General features: G+C 53.8%; 20 protein-coding genes, 2 tRNA genes and 1 rRNA gene. 9 read left to right on the top strand and 14 right to left on the bottom strand.

Annotation, left to right across the window (positions count from 1 at the left end; translation table 11 throughout):
* Positions 1-21 precede the first annotated feature (21 nt).
* The 5 genes from argE to C7433_RS16290 all read right to left on the bottom strand — a co-directional run bounded on the left by argE (position 22) and on the right by C7433_RS16290 (position 4,757).
* Positions 22-1,233 carry an acetylornithine deacetylase gene (argE, locus tag C7433_RS16310; RefSeq protein ID WP_110268566.1) on the bottom strand — a complete coding sequence of 404 codons (1,212 nt, stop codon included), beginning with the start codon at positions 1,231-1,233 and terminating at the stop codon, positions 22-24.
* The gene (locus tag C7433_RS16305) at positions 1,211-1,885 is read right to left on the bottom strand and encodes a DUF1028 domain-containing protein (protein ID WP_110268565.1); all 675 of its coding nucleotides are present in this window, start codon (positions 1,883-1,885) and stop codon (positions 1,211-1,213) included. The genes argE and C7433_RS16305 overlap by 23 nt, the downstream gene beginning before the upstream one ends.
* Positions 1,882-2,316 (bottom strand): RidA family protein, encoded by a 435-nt coding sequence (locus C7433_RS16300; RefSeq protein ID WP_110268564.1) that lies wholly within the window; start codon positions 2,314-2,316, stop codon positions 1,882-1,884. The genes C7433_RS16305 and C7433_RS16300 overlap by 4 nt, the downstream gene beginning before the upstream one ends.
* A gap of 17 nt (positions 2,317-2,333) precedes the next feature.
* Entirely contained in the window at positions 2,334-3,599 is a 1,266-nt protein-coding gene (locus C7433_RS16295; RefSeq protein WP_110268563.1) for an NAD(P)/FAD-dependent oxidoreductase, read from the bottom strand.
* A gap of 246 nt (positions 3,600-3,845) precedes the next feature.
* A complete protein-coding gene (locus C7433_RS16290) occupies positions 3,846-4,757 on the bottom strand; it encodes a LysR substrate-binding domain-containing protein (protein ID WP_033738508.1) in 912 nt (303 codons plus the stop codon).
* Between the two features lie 419 nt (positions 4,758-5,176).
* On the opposite strand from C7433_RS16290, the gene C7433_RS16280 reads away from it, so the two are divergent.
* From C7433_RS16280 to C7433_RS16265, 4 genes are read left to right on the top strand one after another with little or no spacing between them, the layout of a single operon-like run.
* On the top strand, positions 5,177-6,700 hold the full coding sequence (locus C7433_RS16280) for an amino acid ABC transporter permease/ATP-binding protein (RefSeq protein WP_033738506.1): 1,524 nt from the start codon (positions 5,177-5,179) through the stop codon (positions 6,698-6,700).
* Between the two features lie 27 nt (positions 6,701-6,727).
* Positions 6,728-7,600 carry a phytanoyl-CoA dioxygenase family protein gene (locus tag C7433_RS16275; RefSeq protein ID WP_039338604.1) on the top strand — a complete coding sequence of 291 codons (873 nt, stop codon included), beginning with the start codon at positions 6,728-6,730 and terminating at the stop codon, positions 7,598-7,600.
* A 23-nt stretch (positions 7,601-7,623) separates the two neighbouring features.
* A complete protein-coding gene (locus C7433_RS16270) occupies positions 7,624-8,439 on the top strand; it encodes an ABC transporter substrate-binding protein (protein ID WP_033738503.1) in 816 nt (271 codons plus the stop codon).
* Positions 8,440-8,482: 43 nt separating this feature from the next.
* The gene (locus C7433_RS16265; RefSeq protein WP_110268561.1) at positions 8,483-9,214 is read left to right on the top strand and encodes a class II aldolase and adducin N-terminal domain-containing protein; all 732 of its coding nucleotides are present in this window, start codon (positions 8,483-8,485) and stop codon (positions 9,212-9,214) included.
* A gap of 84 nt (positions 9,215-9,298) precedes the next feature.
* Here C7433_RS16265 and puuE read toward each other — a convergent pair whose 3' ends face one another.
* From puuE to C7433_RS16250, 3 genes are read right to left on the bottom strand one after another with little or no spacing between them, the layout of a single operon-like run.
* Entirely contained in the window at positions 9,299-10,258 is a 960-nt protein-coding gene (gene puuE, locus C7433_RS16260; RefSeq protein ID WP_033738501.1) for an allantoinase PuuE, read from the bottom strand.
* Between the two features lie 34 nt (positions 10,259-10,292).
* The gene (gene hpxA / locus C7433_RS16255; RefSeq protein ID WP_033738498.1) at positions 10,293-11,024 is read right to left on the bottom strand and encodes an allantoin racemase; all 732 of its coding nucleotides are present in this window, start codon (positions 11,022-11,024) and stop codon (positions 10,293-10,295) included.
* Positions 11,021-11,743, bottom strand: a complete 723-nt coding sequence (locus tag C7433_RS16250) for a GntR family transcriptional regulator (protein ID WP_006118006.1) — start codon at positions 11,741-11,743, stop codon at positions 11,021-11,023. Before C7433_RS16250 ends, hpxA begins: the two co-directional genes overlap by 4 nt.
* A 142-nt stretch (positions 11,744-11,885) precedes the next feature.
* On the opposite strand from C7433_RS16250, the gene C7433_RS16245 reads away from it, so the two are divergent.
* Entirely contained in the window at positions 11,886-13,385 is a 1,500-nt protein-coding gene (locus C7433_RS16245) for an NCS1 family nucleobase:cation symporter-1 (RefSeq protein ID WP_110268560.1), read from the top strand.
* Positions 13,386-13,607: 222 nt separating this feature from the next.
* On the opposite strand, the gene C7433_RS16240 is transcribed toward C7433_RS16245, so the two are convergent.
* Together C7433_RS16240 and dnaQ are read right to left on the bottom strand one after the other, a co-directional pair.
* Positions 13,608-13,684, bottom strand: a tRNA-Asp gene (locus C7433_RS16240).
* Between the two features lie 134 nt (positions 13,685-13,818).
* On the bottom strand, positions 13,819-14,550 hold the full coding sequence (gene dnaQ, locus C7433_RS16235) for a DNA polymerase III subunit epsilon (RefSeq protein ID WP_006118004.1): 732 nt from the start codon (positions 14,548-14,550) through the stop codon (positions 13,819-13,821).
* 53 nt (positions 14,551-14,603) lie between these two features.
* On the opposite strand from dnaQ, the gene rnhA reads away from it, so the two are divergent.
* The gene (rnhA, locus tag C7433_RS16230) at positions 14,604-15,071 is read left to right on the top strand and encodes a ribonuclease HI (RefSeq protein WP_006118003.1); all 468 of its coding nucleotides are present in this window, start codon (positions 14,604-14,606) and stop codon (positions 15,069-15,071) included.
* Here the strand turns inward: rnhA and C7433_RS16225 are convergent.
* A complete protein-coding gene (locus C7433_RS16225) occupies positions 15,056-15,790 on the bottom strand; it encodes a class I SAM-dependent methyltransferase (RefSeq protein ID WP_006118002.1) in 735 nt (244 codons plus the stop codon). The genes rnhA and C7433_RS16225 overlap by 16 nt on opposite strands.
* Positions 15,791-15,830: 40 nt before the next feature.
* Between C7433_RS16225 and gloB the strand changes: the two genes are divergently transcribed.
* Positions 15,831-16,586: a hydroxyacylglutathione hydrolase gene (gloB, locus tag C7433_RS16220; RefSeq protein ID WP_110268631.1), complete on the top strand. Its 756-nt coding sequence runs from the start codon at positions 15,831-15,833 to the stop codon at positions 16,584-16,586.
* Between the two features lie 71 nt (positions 16,587-16,657).
* Positions 16,658-18,034 (top strand): murein transglycosylase D, encoded by a 1,377-nt coding sequence (gene mltD, locus C7433_RS16215; protein ID WP_058708229.1) that lies wholly within the window; start codon positions 16,658-16,660, stop codon positions 18,032-18,034.
* Between the two features lie 100 nt (positions 18,035-18,134).
* On the opposite strand, the gene C7433_RS16210 is transcribed toward mltD, so the two are convergent.
* Complete coding sequence (locus C7433_RS16210) at positions 18,135-18,926, bottom strand: endonuclease/exonuclease/phosphatase family protein (RefSeq protein WP_110268559.1); 792 nt, start codon at positions 18,924-18,926, stop codon at positions 18,135-18,137.
* Positions 18,927-19,233: 307 nt separating this feature from the next.
* Here C7433_RS16210 and yafC point away from each other — a divergent pair, with 307 nt between their 5' ends.
* On the top strand, positions 19,234-20,166 hold the full coding sequence (yafC, locus tag C7433_RS16205; protein ID WP_110268558.1) for a DNA-binding transcriptional regulator YafC: 933 nt from the start codon (positions 19,234-19,236) through the stop codon (positions 20,164-20,166).
* 403 nt (positions 20,167-20,569) lie between these two features.
* On the opposite strand, the gene C7433_RS16200 is transcribed toward yafC, so the two are convergent.
* Positions 20,570-20,646 (bottom strand) — tRNA-Asp (locus C7433_RS16200).
* 237 nt (positions 20,647-20,883) lie between these two features.
* A 5S ribosomal RNA gene (rrf, locus tag C7433_RS16195) occupies positions 20,884-20,999 on the bottom strand.
* Positions 21,000-21,258 lie beyond the last annotated feature (259 nt).

Raw genomic sequence — 21,258 nt, 5'->3', positions numbered from 1 at the left:
ACCCGCAAACGTTTTTGCCGATCATCTGGCCGCGCGGCGCGCTCTACCCTGCGTGGCTTTATTGGTGGACGTTACCGCCATCCACTGACGCAGGTTTTGTAGCATTGCCATACAGCGTTCAAGCTGTTCAAGACTGACAAACTCATCTGCTTTGTGTCCCTGTTCCATGCTTCCCGGCCCGCAGACCAACGTGGCTACCCCAATCTCGTCAAATAATCCCCCTTCGGTGCCAAAGGCGACCGTAGCGAAGTCGTTATGTCCGCTCCACTGCGCCAGCCAGCGGGCAAAGTCGGTCTGCGGATCGGTCAATAAGCCGGGGTAATCGCTCAGTGGTTGAAAGGTAATGTTGCACAACGGTTCAGTGCGCTGCATTTCAGGCACCAGTTCTGCTTCGGCGAAGTGGCGTACGCTGTCATACAGCGCCTGAGCATCCGTACCAGGCAGCGTTCGCCACTCCATATCAAACTGGCAGGTCTCAGGAACAATATTCAGTGCTGTCCCGCCCTGAATCGTGCCAATCTGCAGCGTGCTGTAAGGCGGTTCAAACCGTTCGTCACGTTGCTGCTTTAACGCTTCTTCCTGCTGCAAAAGATGCGCAATTAACCGGGCGGCGTAGTGAACCGCATTCACGCCCTGATGCGTATAGGCAGAGTGGCAGGCGTGGCCCTGCACCCGACAGCGCACCGCCCGTTTTCCCTTATGTCCGTAAACCGGCTGCATGGCGGTCGGCTCACCCACAATACACATCGCCGGTTTTGCCGGTGAGGCATTGAGCATCGCCACCAGCGAGCGCACGCCCAGGCACCCCACCTCTTCGTCACAGGAAAACGCCAGATGCAAAGGCATGCGCAGGGGCTGCTGAAGAAACGCATCCAGCATGGCCAGCACGCAGGCAATAAAGCCTTTCATATCGGCGCTTCCCCGACCGTAATATCGTCCGTCACGTTCCGTCAGGGCGAAAGGCGGCACGGACCAGTTTTGCCCCTCAACCGGCACCACGTCCGTATGCCCTGACAGCATAACGCCGCCTTCGCCCTCCGGCCCCAGACGCGCATACAGATTGGCTTTTTTACCGCTGTCGTCATACAGCCACTGCGTCGTTATGCCTCTGTCAGTCAGGTAGTCGTCAATAAACTGGATCAGGGCCAGGTTTGACACCCGACTGGTTGTGTCAAAGGCCAGCAGAGAGGCCAGAAGCGCCCGTAACGTCTCATTCATCGCCGGGCACACCATAGGCCGGTGCCTCACGCGGATCCAGCGCGCGCGTGACATAGGCTTCCATCTGGGGTTCATAGGCAAGCCACAGTTGTGTCAACTGCCCGACAGGGTCGTGCCCGGTCCAGTCGATGCGCAGATCCACCAGCGGCCAGGGATAATCATCCACAAGTTTGAGCGCAGCTGAATGTAACGGCCCGGCTTCTCCGCCTGCCGCCACGCCGGCCTGAAGGGCGGCAAGCAGCCGACTGGCCAGTTCACCGGAGGCCGCTTCAAAGGCTGCGCACATGGATGCCGTTACGCCTTTGTTCGCCAGCATATTGCCTGCGGCGATACAGTTTTTTCCTTCGGCCATGCTCCAGATACCCAGCGTCTTGCTGCCACTGAAAAACGCCGTGTTACCCTGAATATCAATCGCGGCGACCTGGCGGTAATCACTGAATCTGTCGCCAGCCAGCGCCCGCTTTAGCGCCACGTTCAGATCGCTGCCCTGATCCAGATGCAACAGAATCTGCTGCCCCAGAGAGGGCAACGTAATATTCTGGCTGGATACGGCACCCACGCCGGCGTGGAGCCAGGGACAGCGCGCGCCTACCGCAATGCTGGATGAACTGATAGCGATGCCGAGCTGACCGGTTTCTTCACACCGTGCTGTCACTGATAAGGTCATTGGTCTGCTCCACATTTCCAGTCATCCGGAATCACCGCAATGACATCAATTTCCATCAGCCACTGCGGCTGTGCCAGAGCCGAAATCACCAGCCCTGTTGAGACGGGGAAAACACCTTTTAGCCACTTTCCGACTTCCCGGTAGACCGGTTCGCGATAACGCGGGTCGACTATATACGTGGTGGTTTTGACAATATGCGACAGATCGCTCCCCGCCTCTTCCAGCAGTTGCTTCACATTTTTCATCGCCTGCGCCGCCTGCGCGGCCGGATCGCCCAGGCCAATCAGATTACCGTCGAAGTCAGTGCCGACCTGGCCGCGCAGGTACACTGTGTTACCTGCACGTACGGCCTGGCAGAGATCGTTGTCCAGCGTTTGATTAGGGTACGTTTCTTTGGTGTTAAACATCCGAATACGAGTATGGGTTGGCATAACAGCAGTCTCCTGGTTCAGTTTTCTGACGCGGCACGGTAATCCTGATACTGGCGCTGGATAGCAATATGGTCGGCAACATACTTTGCGTCATGCCACACGCCCCAGATAAACGAGGAGCCGCGGCGCGACTGCCAGGGCAGCCCGAGGAAATAGAGTCCGGACTCCGGGGAGACGCCGCGTTGATGGAGAGGTCTGTTTTTCTCGTCAAAGGCGTTAACCTTCAGCCAGGTATAATCCGTGGCATAGCCTGTCGCCCAGATGAGCGTCGTGATCCCTGCGCGGACCAGATTGAGCGACTGCACAGGATGCGAGACGCTTTCCGGATCGGGCAGAAAGGTGCGTGCGGCCGGATCCTCAGGTAAATTCAGGCCATGGCGTTCAACCCAGGCATCGGCCGCATCCAGCAGGGATAAATAGTTTTCATCGCCTGCGGCAATGTTTTGCGCCAGATCGGGTTTAAAGGTCACGACCTCGCCGGAAAAGCGCTCCGTCAATCCGACCAGGTTGATGCCCTGCTCCGCCAGTTTGCGAAAGTCGACGGTATGCCCGCCGCGCGCGCCGCTGACCGCGATGGTGACGTGTTCTTTCCCCGGTTGGCTGGCTGCCGCATCCCACAGGCCAAGGACTCCTAACCACCAGCAAAAGTCCCGGTTGCGATAGCGGCGAGGCGGACGATCGTGGGGACCAACGGAGAGCCACACGTCTTTTCCTGCACGCTTAAGCTCATCGGCAATCTGCACCCCTGACGAGCCCGCGCCGATAACCAGCACACCACCTTCAGGCAGTTGTTGCGGGTTACGGTAGTCCGCCGAATGTAACTGGGTGAACCGTGTATCCGTGGGCGCAATGGCGGGAATCACAGGCTTCTGAAAAGGCCCTGTGGCGACGACTACGCGCCGGGCAACGATCGGACCAGCGGAGGTTGAGACGTCGAACCCGCTGCGCCCGACACGCGGTACCACGCTGATGACTTCGACGCCCGTTTTGACAGGCGCCTCGATCTGCTGCACATACGCTTCAAAATAGTCAGCAATCTGTTCTTTAGGCACAAAGCTGTCAGGATCCTGCCCCGGAAAAGTCATGCCGGGAAACCGATCGTGCCAGGCCGGGCCGTTGGCGACCAGCGAGTCCCAGCGCCGGGTCCGCCACGCTTCGGCAATACGATTTTTTTCCAGCACGCAATGCGGAATGCCGAGCCGCCCCAGATGCTCGCTCATGGCGATGCCGGCCTGCCCTGCCCCAATCACCAGGGTATCTGTTTCTTGCTCTGATATTGTCATTCCATCATCCTCAAGCCCGACGTTTTAATGACGTGTTCCTGACACGCGCCAGCGCCAAGACTATTTGAGGCAGATGAATGGGTAAAATATTATAAAGCTAATATCTGAATAAGAAATTAATAAGCAGAAGATACGTGCCCGGTTATTAAAGCCACTCAGCGAATAAAGCGCGAAATTAGCCGATGAGATTTACCGCAAATACATTTCTTTTTCTTACCAAACAGCACGGTAATTGCGCGGCACTTTTTACACGGTGGGCCCCAACGCACTATTCTGGCAATAGTCCATAAAAAGTTTTGTCGGTCGCGTCGGTTCATTATGACTTAACCAGGCCATGATTAACGTCGAGGCTTCCATATCATCTTCAATATCAATCTGCGCCAGCTTTTCACCGTCATAAGTCACATCAGTGCAGGGGCGTGTGACCAGAACTGAAAACCCCAGCCCCTGTCCTACCATGCAACGCACCATTTCAATGGAGGGCGAACTGTAGGCTACCTGCGGGTGGTACCCTTTGCTTTTGAAAATATTGATGAAGTAATTCCTGCTGGGTACCGCATCCAGCAAAATCATAGGTTCCTGACTCAGCTCACGCAGCGTGACCAGGGATTTTTGTGCCAGTGGATGGTTTACCGGCAGGAGTGCGTAAGGTTTATGCGGGGCGTTTAACGTGGTTTTTTGAATGGTGTTATCCAGCTCGAGATCGTAGAGAAAAGCCAGATCAAAACGTCCGCGATGGAGTCCATGCATCAGTTCATGCTGCTCGCCGTCGTACAGTTCAATGGTAATATCCGGATAGTGTTTTTTAAACCCGGCTATCAGTTTGGGCATATACAGCGGCGCCGCAGATTCAAAACATCCCACCGCAATGGTGCCTGAAATCAGGGTGTTATCTGCACGTGAGTTTTGCTCAAACTCGTGTGTCAGACGTAGCAGCTCCTGCGCCTTTTCGTAAAAACGGCGGCCGCCAGGCGTCAGCGAAACACCTTGTGCGTGATGGCGGATGAGCAGTTGCTGATCGAAGGCGTCCTCCAGGTTTTTGATGGAAACGGAAATGGAGGGCTGGGCGATATGCAACTGACGCGAGGCTTCCGCAATGCTTTCCGTCTCCACCACGGCGACGAAATATCTGAGCTGTTTAAGTGTAAAGCGACTCATGGCGTTACCTCTGTTTTTTATAGTCAGCAAGACACCTTGCTTCGTTCCGGCCTAAGCAGCACTGCAAATGCTGTGCCACTTACCTGCCCGTTCAACCTGAACGCCGTTTATGTATTAACGCCATTCCATCTGTTTTTTTACGTCTGGCAGAAACGTAATCATCAAAAAGAAATTGCACCAATAACTCTCACCCTGCGTCGCAATGATCAGCGTGCTGCCCTAAATAAGCGCAAACAGGGAAAGAATACGTTAATTATTGCCCTGCACTGTTAAAAAGACACCGTTTAAAAAGGGATATAACAGTTGGATAGTTTTTTTAAAATCAGAAGCCAGCAAATTACTAATTGCTATCGTTCCCGTCCTGCCGCCATAGTGAATTACAGAATTATTCACCCCTTCTGTTTAATGTGAGCAAGCCCATGACATTTAACTGGAACTATATGTTCAGTCTGTTTAGCGACGCTAATTTTTGGCTGGCGACATGGACTGTCATCAAACTGAGCCTGCTGACCTGGGGAACGAGCATTATTGCGGGATTTATCCTGGCGCTGGCCAAGCAGTCGCGCCATCCCTTATTGACGCTGCCGGCCCGGTTTTATATCTGGCTCTTTCGCAGCCTGCCTTTGCTGGTGCTGCTGATCTTTGTTTATAACCTGCCTCAGGCATTGCCCGCCACGTCGACGGTACTGAGCGATCCATTCTGGGCAGGATTTATTGCGCTGACCATGTGTGAAAGCGCCTATATCGCAGAGATTCACCGTGGCGGGCTGCTGGCGATTCCCAAAGGCCAGAGCGAGGCTGCCCGGGCACTGGGATTACGCTATGCAGGCATTCAGTGGCGCATCATTATCCCGCAGGCACTGCGTGTGGCCTTACCGGCACTGGCGAATGAATACATCGCGATCGTGAAGCTGACGTCACTGGTCTCTGTTATCTCGCTTACCGAAATTTTGATGGTCGGCCAGCGACTCTACTCGCAAAACTTTCTGGTCATGGAAACCATGGCGGCGGTCGCCTTCTATTACGTGCTGATCGTTACCGTCTTTGACTTCCTGCTGAAACAGCTGGAGCGCTATCTGGACGTGACACAACGCCAACCGTCCGGCAAACCTGATGCACATCTTTTCGAACTCGCACAACGCGCAGCGGTGAATCCTGTCCGTCAGGCGTTTCACGCCAGCGGACCAGCGTTGCAGGCCCTGCGTCTGCACAAGGCTTACAACAATGTTGAAGTGCTGGGCGCCGTTAACCTGCAGATCCATCCTGGCGAAGTGGTTTCCGTAATCGGGCCTTCAGGTTCAGGAAAAACTACGCTGATTCGCCTGCTTAATGGTCTGGAGCAGATCGATAACGGTGAAATTCGTATTAACGGAAAACCCTTTATTCATCTCAGTCAGCAGGGAGAGCAACGCAAGCCACGCTTCGTTGAGCATGCAGAGCATCGTCTTAATATCGGGATGGTCTTTCAGAGCTTTAATTTGTTCAGTCATCTCAGCGTTATGGACAACCTGTTGCTGGCGCCTCGCTATCACAAGCTCGCGCCTGCCGCGGTATTAAAACAGCAGGCTGCTGCGCTGCTTTTTAAAGTCGGCATGCTCGACCATGCGTGGAAGTACCCTCATCAGCTCTCCGGCGGTCAGCAGCAACGCGTGGCTATCGCACGTGCCTTGATGATGCGTCCGCAAATCATGCTGTTCGATGAGCCCACCTCTGCGCTGGATCCCGAAAAAGTGAATGAAGTGCTTCAGGTCATTGAAGCCCTGGCAAGCGAGGGCATCACCATGGTGATCGTGACCCATGAGATGAACTTTGCCTTCAAGGTGTCTGACCGGATTGTCTTTATGGAAAAAGGACGCGTGGTCTGTGACGACGCGCCGCAGGCTCTACGCGATGGCCAGCATCCGCGCGTGGAAGCTTTTCTGAAGGATGTCTCGCTGGCGTAACGATGTATTAATCACGAGGGCACGACCATGATTGAACAGTGGCAGGTAGATCAGTATCACCAGCAGGGATTTCTGGTAGTTGAAAATGTCCTGACAAGCGATGAAATCGCAGCGCTACAACACGACTTTGACCAGTGGGTTGAGGAAAGCCGCAGCCAGAATGCGCCCTGGGGCGATACGCAGGATGGGCGTCCGCGTTTCGATATTGAGAGCGATCACCGTGCCGATCATCCTTCTTTGCGCCGCGTCAGCTCACCGAACGATATCTCTGCCGCCTATCGCCATGCGGCACTGCAGTCACGTATGGCGCAGATTGCCGGACAGTTAATCGGGGGCAGCGGTGCACGCTATCATCACAGTAAGATCAACTCGAAACTGCCCCATACCGCAACGAAAGTGGAGTGGCACCAGGATTTCCTGTTCACCCCGCACAGCAACGACGATATCGTGACCGCGCTGCTGATGGTCAGTGAGGTCACACCGGAAAATGGTCCGCTGAACGTGGTGCCGGGCAGCCATCAGGGGCCGCTTTATTCACACTGGCAGGGTGGCCGCTTTACCGGTGCCGTTGATCCCGCAGTGGTGAAAGAACAGTGCCAGCAACCTACCGCCTGTTTTGGTCCCTCGGGTTCTGTGTGCTTTATGCATACCCGACTGCTGCACGCCTCCAGTCCCAATGAAACCGAATGGCCGCGCACACTGTTTATCGCCGTGTACGCCGCTGAAGATGCACTGCCGTTCGGTGAAAACCCGTTACCCAGCCCGGATGCGGGCACGCTGGTTTACGGTCAGGAGAGCGGCATGATCCGCAGCACCGCAAACGCCTTCCGCCTGCCGCAGAAACCGCGCGGTGCTTCGTTTTTTGTTCAACAGGCCGGTAAAGATCTTGCCAACGTCTGATGGCATTTTTCAGAGAGAGAATAATGATGAAAACCTACGTGTTAAGTCTGCTTGCCGCAGGCGCTGTACTGGCGTCCTTTAACGCCTCAGCCTTTTTACAACCCGGCAAAATTATCGCCGGATCGGATATGACCTTCTTTCCGTATGAGTACATGAAGGATAATAAACCCGCCGGCTTTGACATTGAATTTCTTGATGGTCTGGCCAAAGTGATGGGCCGTCAGGCCGTTAACATTGATACCCGTTTCCCTAACCTGATTACCGGCTTGCAGAGTAACCGGTTTGATATGACTAATTCGTCGATGTACATCACCGCCGATCGCATGAAAGTGATCGACATGATTCCCTATCTGAAAAGCGGCGAAGCTATCCTGTCGTTGAAGGGAAGCGATTACCAACCCAAAACGCCTGAAGATTTCTGCGGCCATAAAATCGGTTCGATGGGCGCCACGTCGTGGTTGCAGCAGTTACACAAACTGTCTGACGACTACTGTGTGAAAAACGGTAAACCCCCCATCGCGATTAGCGAATATTCGACCGATCCGCAGACAACGCAGGCGATGCTCTCCCATGCGGTCGAAGCACAGATTACCGATGCCGCCGTGGCGCGTGGCGTGGTGCAAAAGCTGGGCGACCGTATTCAGATTTCCTCCACGACACTTATCTATCCGGTGTTAAACGGTTTTGGCGTGAAGAAGGACAATACGGAGGTGAAAAAAGCCCTGGTCGCTGCGCTGGCTACCTTCAGTAAAACGCCTGAATATGCCGCGCTGCTCAAAAAATACCATTTTGAAGCGCCAACAGCCGACGATCTCAACACCCTGATGCCAAAACCTTAATCTCAAACGCGTGCCCGTCACGCGTTCATTTTCAGGAGCGAATATGGCGCTTTCTTTTGAAGAGCAGACCCGTATCGATCTGGCGGCGGCCTTTCGCATTATTGCCCACCTGGGCATGCATGAGGCGGTAGCGAACCATTTCAGTGCCGCCGTTTCACCGGATGGTAAGCAGTTTCTGATGAACCCAAAGTGGAAACACTTTTCACGGCTTCGCGCCAGCGACCTGCTGCTGCTTAATGCAGAAGATACCGCCTGTGGAGAGCGGGACGATGTAGACGCCACCGCCTGGTCGATCCATGGGCAAATTCATCAGCGGCTGCCAGAAACCCGGGTCGTGATGCATCTGCATCCGGTTTACACCACCAGCGTCGCCTGTCTGGCGCAGCCACACATTCCGCCTGTCGATCAAAACAGTGCGCGCTACTTCAACCGTATCGCGGTGGATACCCTGTACGGGGGCATGGCAGACACTCAGGAGGAAGGCGCCCGACTGGCCAGCCTGCTGACCGATAAGCGTCGTCTGTTGATGGGTAATCACGGCGTTATGGTTACCGCCCAGACGGTGGGCGAGGCCTATGATGATATCTGGACACTGGAGCGGGCCTGCCAGATTCTGGTCACCGTCTGGTCTACCGGGCAACCGTTGAAGGTGCTGAGCGACGAGGTCGCGGAAAAAACGGCCCGTGACTGGGAAGGCATCCCCGACTTCTCTCTGCGGCATTTCGAAGAGATGAAGCAGTTGATGATTGAGGCCGATCCCACGTTATGTGACTGAGCGGGGCCGTGCGGACGACAATGCCGGAAACCGGGGCAGCGCGTGGCGACATCCTTTTGCTGTCACGCGCTTGCCGCCGGGAGATTACGCCTCTGGCGCGGGGTAGGTTTTTATCCAGTGATCGGCAATCTGCTGCCGGGTGCAAATCCACACATCTTTATGCTGCTGAATGTGGTCGAGGAAATTTTGCAAGGCGCGGAATTTTCCCGGGCGACCTAACAGGCGGCAGTGCATCCCCACCGACATCATTTTGGGCGCGGTTTCGCCTTCTTCATACAGCACGTCGAACGTATCGCGCAGATAGGTAAAGAACTGCTCTGCGGTATTGAAACCCTGGGGCGAGGCAAAGCGCATATCGTTGCATTCCAGCGTGTAAGGAATGATCAGATGGGGTTTTACCGTACCGTCCTGACAGGTGACCTGAGTCCAGAATGGCAAATCATCCCCATAATAGTCGCTGTCATAACTGAAGCCGCCCTGTTCCACCACCAGCCGCCGCGTATTGGGGCTGTCGCGTCCGGTGTACCAGCCTGTGGGCGCTTTGCCAAACAGGTCCGTTAACACATCCACCGCCTGCTGCATGTGCTGACGTTCGGTTTTAGCATCAATGCCCTGATAGTGGATCCAGCGCCAGCCGTGGCTGACCACGTCATACTGCGCCTGTTTGATGGCGTCCACGATGTCCGGGTGGCGCGCCAACGCCATCGCGACGCCAAACACGGTCAGGGGCAGTCCGCGCTTCTGAAACTCATTGTGAATGCGCCAGAAACCGGCGCGGGATCCATACTCGTACAGGGATTCCATCGACATATGCCGATCCGGATAACTGGCCGCCCCAATGATGTCAGACAGGAACTGTTCTGAACCCGTGTCGCCGTGCAAAACGTTGTTTTCTGCCCCTTCCTCATAGTTGAGTACAAACTGCACCGCGACGCGCGCTTTCTTTGGCCAGCGCGCATGTGGAGGCTTTCCACCGTAACCGATCAGGTCACGCGGGTAATTCTTATTGAAGCTGTAGGTTTTTTTATCCTGGCTTTCAGTCATCACTTGCATCCTGTCGTTGAACGGGAACATCTGCTTAGTTTAGGTGCTGAAAGACACCTGAGAGCGGTTTATGTAGCGGATAAGCTAAATCGCCTTGTTTACTGGTGCCAAAACCCAGCGCCACCAGCGATTCCACCATCTTAACGGCGGCGCTGACGCCATCAATCACCGGCATCTCCAGCTCTTTTGTCAGCGACGCGGCCAGCGTTGCCATGCCCCCACAGCCTAAAACAATGGCGCCACAGCCATCTTCCCGCTTTGCCTGGATACAGCGCTGGCGCACTTTCTCCTGCGCCACGCCGCTGCCGTCTTCCAGCGCCAGCACGGGTAAATCAATAGCATGTAAAGCGGCACAATGGTGCGTAAAACCGTACTGCTGAAGTAAATGGCGTGCGATGACCAGCGTGCGGGGCAACGTCGTGACAATTGAAAAACGCGTTGCCACCAATGTGGCGGTATGCATGGCCGCCTCCGCGATACCGATGACCGGCCCGCTGGCCAGTTCGCGTGCCGCCAGCAAGCCAGGATCGCCAAAACAGGCAATCACATGGCCACTGACGCCCTGCGCTTTGCCGAGCTTCACCTGTTCCAGCACGCCGATCGCCGCTATCGCCTCATCAAAATGCCCTTCAATCGACGGCACGCCCTGCGAAGGGCAAACGGCAATAATGTCCGTTCCAGGTGCGGCCACCGCGCGGGCCGCCTGACCGATGGTTTCGGTCATCGCCTGACTGGTATTGGGATTGATAACCTGAATCAGGCTCATGATACGGCTCCTTTATGCCCGGCAAACAGTCGGGAAAAATCCGGTAGTGTTTCGCCTCCGCGCTCAAAATGGAGGCTGGCAACGATGTGTTCAAAATGGTGCTGCAGCGAGGCGGTCAGTGACACCAGGTCTTTTTCCCGGAGTCGCTGGAGTAACTGGCCGTGATCGTCACAGCGACAACCGCGCTGCCAGGGCGCGCCCCAGGTGGCAATCACCAGCGACGATCGCTGGGCCAGTTGCGTCACCAAATCCGTTAATACCTGATTGCCCGAAATCGCCTGCAACTGGATATGAAAGGCCGCGGACAGACGAATCGCCGCCGGCCCGTCATGCCGGGCAATCGCCTCTTTTTCCTGCTCAACCAGGGCCGTGAGCCCGGCCAGGTGCGGTGCCTGCAGATGTTCCAGCACCGCAGAAAGATTGCCGCACTCAAGCAGGCTTCGGGTGCGGAAAATATCCCGCGCTTCCTCCACGCCCGGTGTGGCGACATGTGCACCACGTTTGGGCGTGAGCGTGATCATTTGCACCGCAGCAAGGCGCTGCAAGACCTTACGGATGCCCGTGCGGCTCACGCCAAAGACCTCTGAAAGCGCTTCTTCCGGCAATTTGCTGCCGGGCGGCAGTTGATGTTCGACAATGGCGTTCATTAACGCCTGATAGATAGGTTCATCTTTATCATGCAGCTCGGCCGCCGTTCTCTGGCCTGTTTCACTCTTCATCACCCGCTCCGGTAAACATCATTGCATCACTTATCGTATACGTGAAAAATAAATTTTGTATACAAAAAACAAATCTGGCCTGGATCCTGCAATGTGATTTCACAAGGTTATTTTATTCATGTCTTTGAGAGGAGCAGGTTTCATGCCAAATCATTCAACGGTGGGTAACACATCGGCCTCTGAAGCCGGAAAAGCATACAGTCCGAAGCTATGTAATGCTGACCTGGCGCCTACCCGCCATCAAAACTGGTCGTGGTACAACATCTTTTCCTTCTGGATGTCGGATGTGCACAGCATGGGCGGCTACGTGGTCGCGGCAAGCTTCTTCACATTAGGGCTGGCCAGCTGGCAGGTGCTGCTGTGTTTGCTGGCAGGGATCTGTATTGTTCAGCTCTGCGCCAACCTGGTCGCTAAACCCAGCCAGATGGCCGGCGTGCCTTATGCGGTCATTTGCCGCCAGGCATTCGGTGTCTTTGGCGCCAATATTCCGGCGGTGATCCGCGGCCTGATTGCGTTTGCCTGGTACGGTATTCAGACCTGGCTGGCGGCGAATGCGCTGATGCTGGTGCTGCTGAAGTTTTATCCGTCGCTGGAAAGCCTGACGCACAGCCACTGGCTTGGCTTATCGCAACTGGGCTGGTACTGCTTTGGCGTGATGTGGGTTCTGCAGGCGATGGTGTTCTGGCACGGCATGAGTGCGATTAAGCGCTTTATTGATATCGCTGGTCCCGCCGTTTACGTCGTCATGCTGGCACTGGCGGGCTGGATTGTATACAAAACCGGATTCGACGGTATTTCGTTTACGCTGGCCAGCAAATCGCTGTCCGTCGGTGAACAAACCTGGCAGATGATTACGGCAACGGCACTGGTCGTGTCTTACTTCTCAGGCCCGCTGCTGAACTTTGGTGACTTTTCTCGCTACGGCAAAAGCATGAGTGAGGTTCGCCGGGGTAACCGCTGGGGACTGCCGTTCAATTTCCTGCTGTTCTCCATCGTGACCGTTGTGATTGTATCGGGTACGCAGTCCTTGTTTGGTAAAATGATCACCGATCCTATCGAAACCGTGAGCATGGTTGGCAGCGATTTAGCCGTGGCGATTGGCTTACTGACCATGATCACCGCGACGATTGGCATCAACATCGTGGCGAACTTCGTGTCTCCTGCTTTCGATTTTTCTAACTGCTCGCCTCAGAAAATCAGTTTTCGTACCGGGGGGATGATTGCAGCGGTGGGTTCGGTCCTGCTCACGCCATGGAATTTGTTCCAGTCGCCTGAACTGATTCACTATACGCTGGACGTACTGGGTTCGTTTATCGGGCCTTTGTTTGGCATTCTGTTAGCCGATTTTTACCTGATCAAAGGCGGCCGTATTTCTGTGGACGATCTGTTCGATGCCACACCGCAGGGGCGCTACTGGTATCGCGGTGGATTTAACCCGAAAGCCATTGTCGCCCTGCTGCCCTCGGTCGCTATTTGTCTGGTGATTAGCTTTATCCCTTCTCTGCATCAGGTCGCCAACTTTAGCTGGTTTATCGGCGTGGCGCTGGCGGCGAGCTGCTACTGGCTGGTGGCGCGGGAAAAACAGGTTGCAGAAAAACATACGACAATCCCGTCGGGTGCCGTCGCGATGCAGAAAGACTGATTCACGCTTACTGTCAGTCAGTCCGTTTCTGTGAGGACTGGCTGCGGGAACGTCGTTCTTACCCTGCCTTTATGGGGCATTTATTGGGTGCGACGGGCATCAGATCAAAATACGGGATAACACTGAACGTGACGGGCAAACCGGCTGTTGAGAGGAAGACGAGAAACGTCCAGAGCCAGAAAGCAAAAACGCCATGCTGATAACCAGCATGGCGTCAAAATTTGGCGGAACGGACGGGGCTCGAACCCGCGACCCCCTGCGTGACAGGCAGGTATTCTAACCAACTGAACTACCGCTCCGCGCTTTGTTCCCCGTCGGGAACGAGGCGCATATTAATCACATCATTACTCGCCGTCAACGGTTTTCCCCCTGCCCGCTTCCGTTTGCTGCTATTTTCGCCCCGGTGTTGATTTTACACACAAATCTTTGCGACTCAGGCGCGCCAGAGGCAACTGCCCCCCTTCTTCATGATCAGATCCAGCCGTGATTCGTGATGACTGATTTCCTCATCACTGGCGGTGACCACGCGCAATCCTGATGTGGGCCGAACGATGCGCTGAATGCCTTCGCTCTGCTGCTGACGCGAGCGATCCTCCTCCGACGAGAAAGACAAGGACGTTTGTCCGCCCGTCATGGTTAAAAAGACTTCGGCCAGGATCTCGGCATCGAGCAGTGCGCCGTGCAACGTACGCTTACTGTTGTCTATCTCATAACGTGAACACAGCGCGTCGAGGCTGTTGCGCTTACCGGGGAACATACGGCGCGCCATCGCCAGGCTGTCAGTAATCTTGCAGAAGGTTTCCGTTTTTTCGATGCCGCGCTCAAGCTTGCTGAACTCATAATCCATAAAGCCGATATCAAACGAGGCATTATGAATAACAAGTTCTGCACCACGGATGTAGTCAAGAAACTCATCGGCAATCTCACTGAAGGTCGGTTTATCCAGCAGAAACTCATCGGCAATACCGTGAACGCCAAACGCTTCCGGGTCGACCAGCCGATCGGGCTTGAGATACATGTGGAAGTTGTTCCCTGTCAGGCGACGGTTCACCACTTCAACGGCACCGATCTCAATGATGCGGTGACCTTCATAATGCACCCCGATCATATTCATACCGGTGGTTTCAGTATCGAGAACGATTTGGCGGTTATTTGCAGTGCTCATAGGGCTCGTTTTATGTCAGACTTGGCGTTTTGTCAGAAGGAAGTCTACCAGAGATGCGCAAACAGGTAGAAATTTATACCGATGGTTCCTGCCTCGGCAACCCGGGCCCGGGGGGCTATGGCGCAATTTTGCGTTATGGGCAACATGAAAAAACATTTAGCGCCGGTTACCGCCTGACGACCAATAATCGCATGGAACTGATGGCGGCTATCGTCTCGCTGGAAGCCCTGAAACAACCCTGTGACGTGGTATTGAGTACCGACAGTCAGTATGTGCGCCAGGGCATTACGCAATGGATTCATAACTGGAAAAAACGCGGCTGGAAAACAGCCGATAAGAAGCCGGTTAAGAACGTCGATCTGTGGCAACGGCTTGATACTGCGCTCAGCACCCATCAGATTCAATGGGAGTGGGTTAAAGGCCATGCGGGCCACCCGGAGAATGAACGCTGCGATGAACTGGCACGCCATGCCGCAAACCATCCGGCTTTTGATGATATCGGCTATCAACCAGAATCCTGATCGTTGACGTGTCTGAACTGCCGTGTCGCATTCACAGGCTGCGGCAGGGGCCTTTTGCTCAGACTCATCCTTGCCTTGGTCGGCGTGAGGGGGAAACTGCGCTTACGCGCAACGACGATATTCAGGCACCCCAAAGCAGGTAAGTGAGCGCTGATCATTCTGCCGCCCTGCCGGTGCCAGGGCAACACCTGAAAACGCGTACGAAATACCACTTCATAATTCAGCAATCCCAGCCAGTCCAGTAATCGCATCTGGCTGAACATGCGCCCGCTCCAGGGCGCTTTACGCTGTATTCCGGGTACTATTTTACTGATACCCAGCAGACTGAACGGATTGAAGCCGCTGATTATCATCCAGCCATCATCGATCAATACCCGGTCCACTTCCCGCAATACCCGGTGGGGATCCTGACTCCAGGATAACGTATGGGCCAGTAAACAGGCATCGACAGACTTGGCTTCGAACGGGAGCTGGGTGGGATGCGCCAGGACCTGTAAGCCTTCACCTTCGACACCTACGCTGACCTGATGGGAAATCGCGCACTGTTCCGTATTGATTTCTGCGCTGAGGTTGCCAAGCTTAAGCATATGAAAGCCATAAAGCTTTCCGAGGTAAGGCTGAAGTTGCTGAGTCAGGGCATCGCGAAAGTAAATGCCCCATGGCATATCGTGCCATGAGCGTGGGGCGTTCAGGATTTGGCGTGTCTTGGCGGGCTTCATGCTTTACCATTTTCCTTTTAACGACCAGCGAGAGGTATTTATGAATCTTACCAGCATTCCTGCACTGCAAGATAACTACATCTGGACGTTAACAGATGACGAAGGAAAATGCCTGATTGTTGACCCGGGTGAAGCCCAGCCGGTTCTGGAGAAAATTCAGGCCAATGGCTGGCAGCCTGTCGCCATTTTGCTGACGCATCATCACAACGATCATGTCGGTGGCGTGAAAACGCTCTGTGAACATTTTCCCGAGATTGCCGTTTACGGTCCGCAGGAAACGGCAGATAAAGGGGCAAAAACATGCGTGCGTGAAGGAGATAACGTTGAAGTTTTGGGCCTGTCATTCGCGGTCATCGCTACGCCGGGGCACACTTTAGGACATATCTCATATTACAGTGCACCTTATCTTTTTTGTGGAGATACGATGTTCTCAGGTGGTTGCGGACGGCTTTTCGAAGGCACCTCTGAGCAAATGTACCAATCCTTTCAAAAGCTTAATTCGCTCCCGGAAGACACATTAGTGTGCTGTGCGCATGAATATACTTTATCCAATTTGAAGTTTGCTGCGGCAATTTTACCCCACGATCCGCAAATAACGGCTGAATACCATAAAATTAAGGACTTACGGGCCGAAAACCGCATTACTTTACCTACAAAACTGGCCCATGAGCGTGTGATAAATTTATTTCTCCGAACGCAAGATGCTGATTTACAACGCGCTTTAAACGTTGATGCTGGGGTTGGGCCCGTATGGCAAACATTTGCTGTTCTACGCGAGAAGAAAGACGCTTTTTGATTTTTCGGGTTGTGTTGTGAAGGACCGTCACGTATAGTTGCTCGTCTTTTAAGCGAACTATTGACACACACATGAAGGCTAAAGCGATATTATTCGCCTCGGTCTTGCTGGTAGGATGTCAGGCATCACGGAATGACGCCAATATCCCCGAACAGCATGCCCAGAGTCTGTCTTCAGCTGGTCAAAGTGAAAATGGAAAATACGGTGATCGACTTTTATCGCCGCGATGGCAGGAAGATGGAACTGGCCTCGCAGAAGATAATGATCTCTGGCGTTTCATTAGTGACGAGTTGAAGATGGGGATTCCGGAAAACGCCCGGATCCGCGAACAGAAATTAAAGTTTTTAAAAAATAAGAGCTATCTCCACGATGTAACATTACGGGCAGAGCCGTACATGTACTGGATAGTCGAGCAGATTAAGAAACGTAATATGCCGATGGAACTGGTACTGCTACCCATAGTGGAGAGCGCTTTTGATCCTCACGCAACGTCATCTGCAAATGCCGCTGGCATCTGGCAGATCGTTGGGAGTACGGGTCGAAACTATGGTTTAAAACAGAACCGTTACTACGATGGTCGTCGCGATGTTGTCGCCTCAACGAAAGTAGCACTGGATATGATGCAGCGTCTTAATACGATGTTTGGTGGTGACTGGCTTTTGACAGTGGCGGCTTACAACAGCGGAGAAGGACGGGTACTCAAAGCGATTAAACAGAACAAGGCGCGCGGTAAGCCTACCGACTTCTGGCATCTTTCGCTTCCACGTGAAACCACGGTTTATGTACCAAAAATGTTGGCCTTGAGCGAGTTGCTTAAGCACAACAAGCGTTACGGTATCAAACTGCCGACGCCTGACGAAAACCGTGCTCTGGCACGCGTTGAAGTGGGTCAGCAGATAAAACTGACGCAGGCCGCAGAAATGGCGGGGATGTCGCTCACCAAGTTAAAGAGCTTCAATACCGGTTATAAAGGCGGCGCAACAGCACCTAATGGGCCACATTACATTCTGGTGCCGAAGTCTAACGTCGCAAAGCTGCGTGATTCACTGGCTTCCGGTGATATCTCTGCCGTGCAGCCCACACAACTGGCGAAAGCCAGCAATGAGGGGGGCTACAAAGTGCGAAGCGGCGATACCTTATCCGGTATTGCGAATAAGTTAGGCGTCAGCGTGGCCACACTGAAGCAGCAAAATAACCTGCGCAGTGCCAGTATTCGTCCCGGTCAGTTACTGACTGTGGGTTCGAATGGCACGAGCCTGGCGGATAATAGCAACAGCATCACCTATCGCGTTCGTAAGGGTGATTCTCTTGACAGTATCGCCCGTCGTCACGGCGTTAACATCAAAGACGTGATGCGCTGGAACAGTGTTGTGAGTAACGCAAAAGATATTCAGCCTGGTGACGAGCTCACGTTGTTCGTTAAGAATAACGCAACACCAGATACCTGATACGTTGAAAAGGCTGACATTTGTCAGCCTTTTTTCTTGTTTGATTCTACATCCTGCCCGTGACCACGTTCTCTCTGCCCTTTCCTGCCTGATGTCACCTTTATCGTATGGTACTGAACTCAACCAAAAGCGGGTTATGGTCGGATGCCTGCGTCACCAGAACCGAGGCTTCACTGACGTGTATATCGCGATAAAAAACGAAATCTAAAGGTCTGCCAAAGGCTTTACGTCGGTGGTCGGCGGTAAACATCACCTCTTCCAGTTTCATCTGATGCGCAAAGCGATAGAGGGCGTTAATGCGCTGGCGGCTCCAGGCGTTGAAGTCGCCCGCCATAATGACAGGCCCGCGATGATGGATAATCTGTTCGCCAATGGGGCCGAGCTGCTTGCTGTAAACATCCACGCCCAGGCTAAAATTTACCGCGTGGATGTTCACCACCATCAGCATCTCGCCCGTGGGAAGCGGATACGCCGTGACTAAGGCGGATTTTGAGAGCCTTAACAGGGGTTCTCGCTCGCGCAGGGGGCAACAATAAACAGGGTGAGCAGAAGCTAACGTCATGACGCCAGAGGGGTGCTGAGGCAGCACTAAAGCCGGGACCTGATCGGCCGCCAGATAGTTACTGGTCGCAAAGCGGATTAGCTCGGGCGTCGTCTGCGCTTCCTGAAGCAGAACCAGATGGGCATCCTTACCAAACCCTTCCAGCACGGACATCCAGTCAGCGCGCTGCTGCTTAAAGATATTCCATACTAATACTTTCAAAGTGGGATCGGCGGGGAGTGGCTCACCCGGTGGCAGTGCCTGGCCGAGATGAAACATGGCACCCGGAGGAAAGATCCTTTCCGCTGGCTGTCCGGCTACATATCTCATCGCATAGGTTTTTTTGCGCACTGTCCCGCCTGGCTAATCATTCAGAAATTCATGTCACTTATCTGTTATAGGGATTTTAGTACGCAGTTTCAATCGATGCCGACGATTGTTCGAGACCGCCCTCCCACTTTATTGTCGTCACGAATGGCGTAATCCGGCCTGTGCAGACCGTTTCTTCCACTAAAAAGATAACCGGCCTGACGGAAAGGCGCTTTCGTCTTCTTTAGCCCGCTTTACCAAAAAGCCATCCGCGCCAAGGGGGTAAACGGCAGGCTGTGCTTTAATTAGCGGTATATGGCCTCAGGCGCTATTTCACGTGAAGGAAACAATGAAGGCATCTTCTGAAGAACTCAAAGTATTTGTCAGCGTGGTTGAAAACGGGAGCTTCAGCCGCGCGGCGGACACCTTGCAGATGGCCAATTCCGCCGTCAGCCGCACGATCAAAAAACTGGAAAATAAACTCGGACTGGCTTTACTGACGCGCACCACACGCAATCTTGCGTTAACGCAGGAAGGAGAACGTTATTTCCAGCAGGTTCAGCATTTTCTTCAGGTGATGACGGCCGCAGAAGACGCGTTGATAGAGAGCCGTCATGCGCCCAAGGGATTGTTACGTATTGATGCCGCCACTCCTGTCATACTGCATCTCCTGATGCCCATGATAAAAGCTTTTCGGGAGCGCTATCCCGAGATTGCCCTTTCACTGATTTCATCTGAAAACTTTATTAATCTCATCGAGCGTAAAGTCGATGTGGCGATTCGGGCAGGCAGCCTTACCGATTCAGGCCTGCGGGCACGACTGCTGTTCACCAGCTATCGCCGCTTTATTGCCTCTCCCGGGTATCTGGAGAAATATGGTATTCCTGTGTGCGCAGCCGATCTGGATAATCATCAGTGTCTCGGTTTTATTGATGCGCCACGTCTTAACCGCTGGCCAATCGCCTGTGACGATGGGGAACTTTACATCATCCGTTCGGAACTGGATTCTAACAGCGGAGAAACCATCAAGCAGCTTTGTCTGGACGGTAATGGGATTGCCTGCCTTTCTGATTATATGGTGCATAAAGAGATCGCTGACGGAAGTCTGGTGGAGATCCTGGCCGATCAACGTTTACCGGTAGAGATGCCGTTCAATGCTGTCTATTACAGCGATCTTGGCGTAAGCCAGCGCGTGCGTGCCTTTATTGATTTTTTAAGCGAATGGGTAGTAGAGCAACCCTGGCATATACAGGCTCAGTTACAGCCGTACACCCACCCCTGAAAGCAGTAATTCCCCTCGCCAGACTGTTTAAACATCATCTTCTGATGACGTTTACAGCGCAAATCCAGCCTCGTTTGCAGCCGTTCTGCGTCCCTGAAAGCGCAGGAGGGCGTAAGCGAATACGGCGTTGTGAGAATGACCGCCTGATAGTGTAGTGCAAAGAGGGTGAGGTGAAGCCGGACCTTCAATACGCCTGTTTTGAGCGTTAGTCGAGGACAGACCGGAATGTCAGCAGGAAGATTATGCAGCCGGGAGAGTGCGCGGAGGTAAAGTCTTTTATATTAAGGAAAGGACTGAGTAGCACGCCAATGCGCGATCAATAAGCAGTGAAGTGATTGCCCTGGGCTGGTTGCCGTAGAAATGGAAAAAGCCCTGACCGTTAAGTCAGGGCTTTCCAATTAAGTGGCGGAACGGACGGGGCTCGAACCCGCGACCCCCTGCGTGACAGGCAGGTATTCTAACCAACTGAACTACCGCTCCACCGATTCTGTACTGATCGCAGAAAAACGTTCTGCTGTCAGGTGTTTCGCCCTTCCGCGTCACCGGTAAGGTCATGACCAGCGTGCTGGTCTTAATTTAATGCCTGGCAGTTTATGAATCACGCTGTGATTCACCCTTCGGGCCGCTGCGTTGCAGCGTTCAAAAGCATTCGCTTTTGTCCTACTCTCTGTCGAGTAGCGAACTGCCCGAAGTTACGTGCAGGTTTTTTAATTTAATGCCTGGCAGTTCCCTACTCTCGCATGGGGAGACCCCACACTACCATCGGCGCTACGGCGTTTCACTTCTGAGTTCGGCATGGGGTCAGGTGGGACCACCGCGCTACAGCCGCCAGGCAAATTCTTTCCGCCCTGTCCTGTGTCTTTTGGGCTGATGCCGCGTTGGCGCCCTCGCGCTGCTCAGTCACATACTTCAGTATGCTCCTTCACATCGTCTCGGTTGCCGCCTTGCCTCAGCGCAAAATCCTTCGGACTCACGTCCGCAGAACAGAACCATATTCTTATCCGGTAAACAAGGCTGAAAATTCTTCTGTCTCTCAACCCAAAACGCCTCTGGCGTTGTAAGGTTAAGCCTCACGGGTCATTAGTACCGGTA

It is taken from the genome of Pantoea sp. PNA 03-3 (assembly GCF_003201175.1).
GTDB classification, from domain to species: Bacteria; Pseudomonadota; Gammaproteobacteria; order Enterobacterales; family Enterobacteriaceae; genus Pantoea; species Pantoea stewartii.
The sequence above is the reverse complement of the archived record's forward strand: the minus strand, read 5'-3'. Positions and strand labels throughout refer to the sequence as shown.

Coding starts and splice junctions, on each gene's coding strand:
- argE (WP_110268566.1), bottom strand. CDS start 1,233: ATGGTGTGCCCGGCGATGAATGAGACGTTACGGGCGCTTCTGGCCTCT.
- C7433_RS16305 (WP_110268565.1), bottom strand. CDS start 1,885: ATGACCTTATCAGTGACAGCACGGTGTGAAGAAACCGGTCAGCTCGGC.
- C7433_RS16300 (WP_110268564.1), bottom strand. CDS start 2,316: ATGCCAACCCATACTCGTATTCGGATGTTTAACACCAAAGAAACGTAC.
- C7433_RS16295 (WP_110268563.1), bottom strand. CDS start 3,599: ATGACAATATCAGAGCAAGAAACAGATACCCTGGTGATTGGGGCAGGG.
- C7433_RS16290 (WP_033738508.1), bottom strand. CDS start 4,757: ATGAGTCGCTTTACACTTAAACAGCTCAGATATTTCGTCGCCGTGGTG.
- C7433_RS16280 (WP_033738506.1), top strand. CDS start 5,177: ATGACATTTAACTGGAACTATATGTTCAGTCTGTTTAGCGACGCTAAT.
- C7433_RS16275 (WP_039338604.1), top strand. CDS start 6,728: ATGATTGAACAGTGGCAGGTAGATCAGTATCACCAGCAGGGATTTCTG.
- C7433_RS16270 (WP_033738503.1), top strand. CDS start 7,624: ATGATGAAAACCTACGTGTTAAGTCTGCTTGCCGCAGGCGCTGTACTG.
- C7433_RS16265 (WP_110268561.1), top strand. CDS start 8,483: ATGGCGCTTTCTTTTGAAGAGCAGACCCGTATCGATCTGGCGGCGGCC.
- puuE (WP_033738501.1), bottom strand. CDS start 10,258: ATGACTGAAAGCCAGGATAAAAAAACCTACAGCTTCAATAAGAATTAC.
- hpxA (WP_033738498.1), bottom strand. CDS start 11,024: ATGAGCCTGATTCAGGTTATCAATCCCAATACCAGTCAGGCGATGACC.
- C7433_RS16250 (WP_006118006.1), bottom strand. CDS start 11,743: ATGAAGAGTGAAACAGGCCAGAGAACGGCGGCCGAGCTGCATGATAAA.
- C7433_RS16245 (WP_110268560.1), top strand. CDS start 11,886: ATGCCAAATCATTCAACGGTGGGTAACACATCGGCCTCTGAAGCCGGA.
- dnaQ (WP_006118004.1), bottom strand. CDS start 14,550: ATGAGCACTGCAAATAACCGCCAAATCGTTCTCGATACTGAAACCACC.
- rnhA (WP_006118003.1), top strand. CDS start 14,604: ATGCGCAAACAGGTAGAAATTTATACCGATGGTTCCTGCCTCGGCAAC.
- C7433_RS16225 (WP_006118002.1), bottom strand. CDS start 15,790: ATGAAGCCCGCCAAGACACGCCAAATCCTGAACGCCCCACGCTCATGG.
- gloB (WP_110268631.1), top strand. CDS start 15,831: ATGAATCTTACCAGCATTCCTGCACTGCAAGATAACTACATCTGGACG.
- mltD (WP_058708229.1), top strand. CDS start 16,658: ATGAAGGCTAAAGCGATATTATTCGCCTCGGTCTTGCTGGTAGGATGT.
- yafC (WP_110268558.1), top strand. CDS start 19,234: ATGAAGGCATCTTCTGAAGAACTCAAAGTATTTGTCAGCGTGGTTGAA.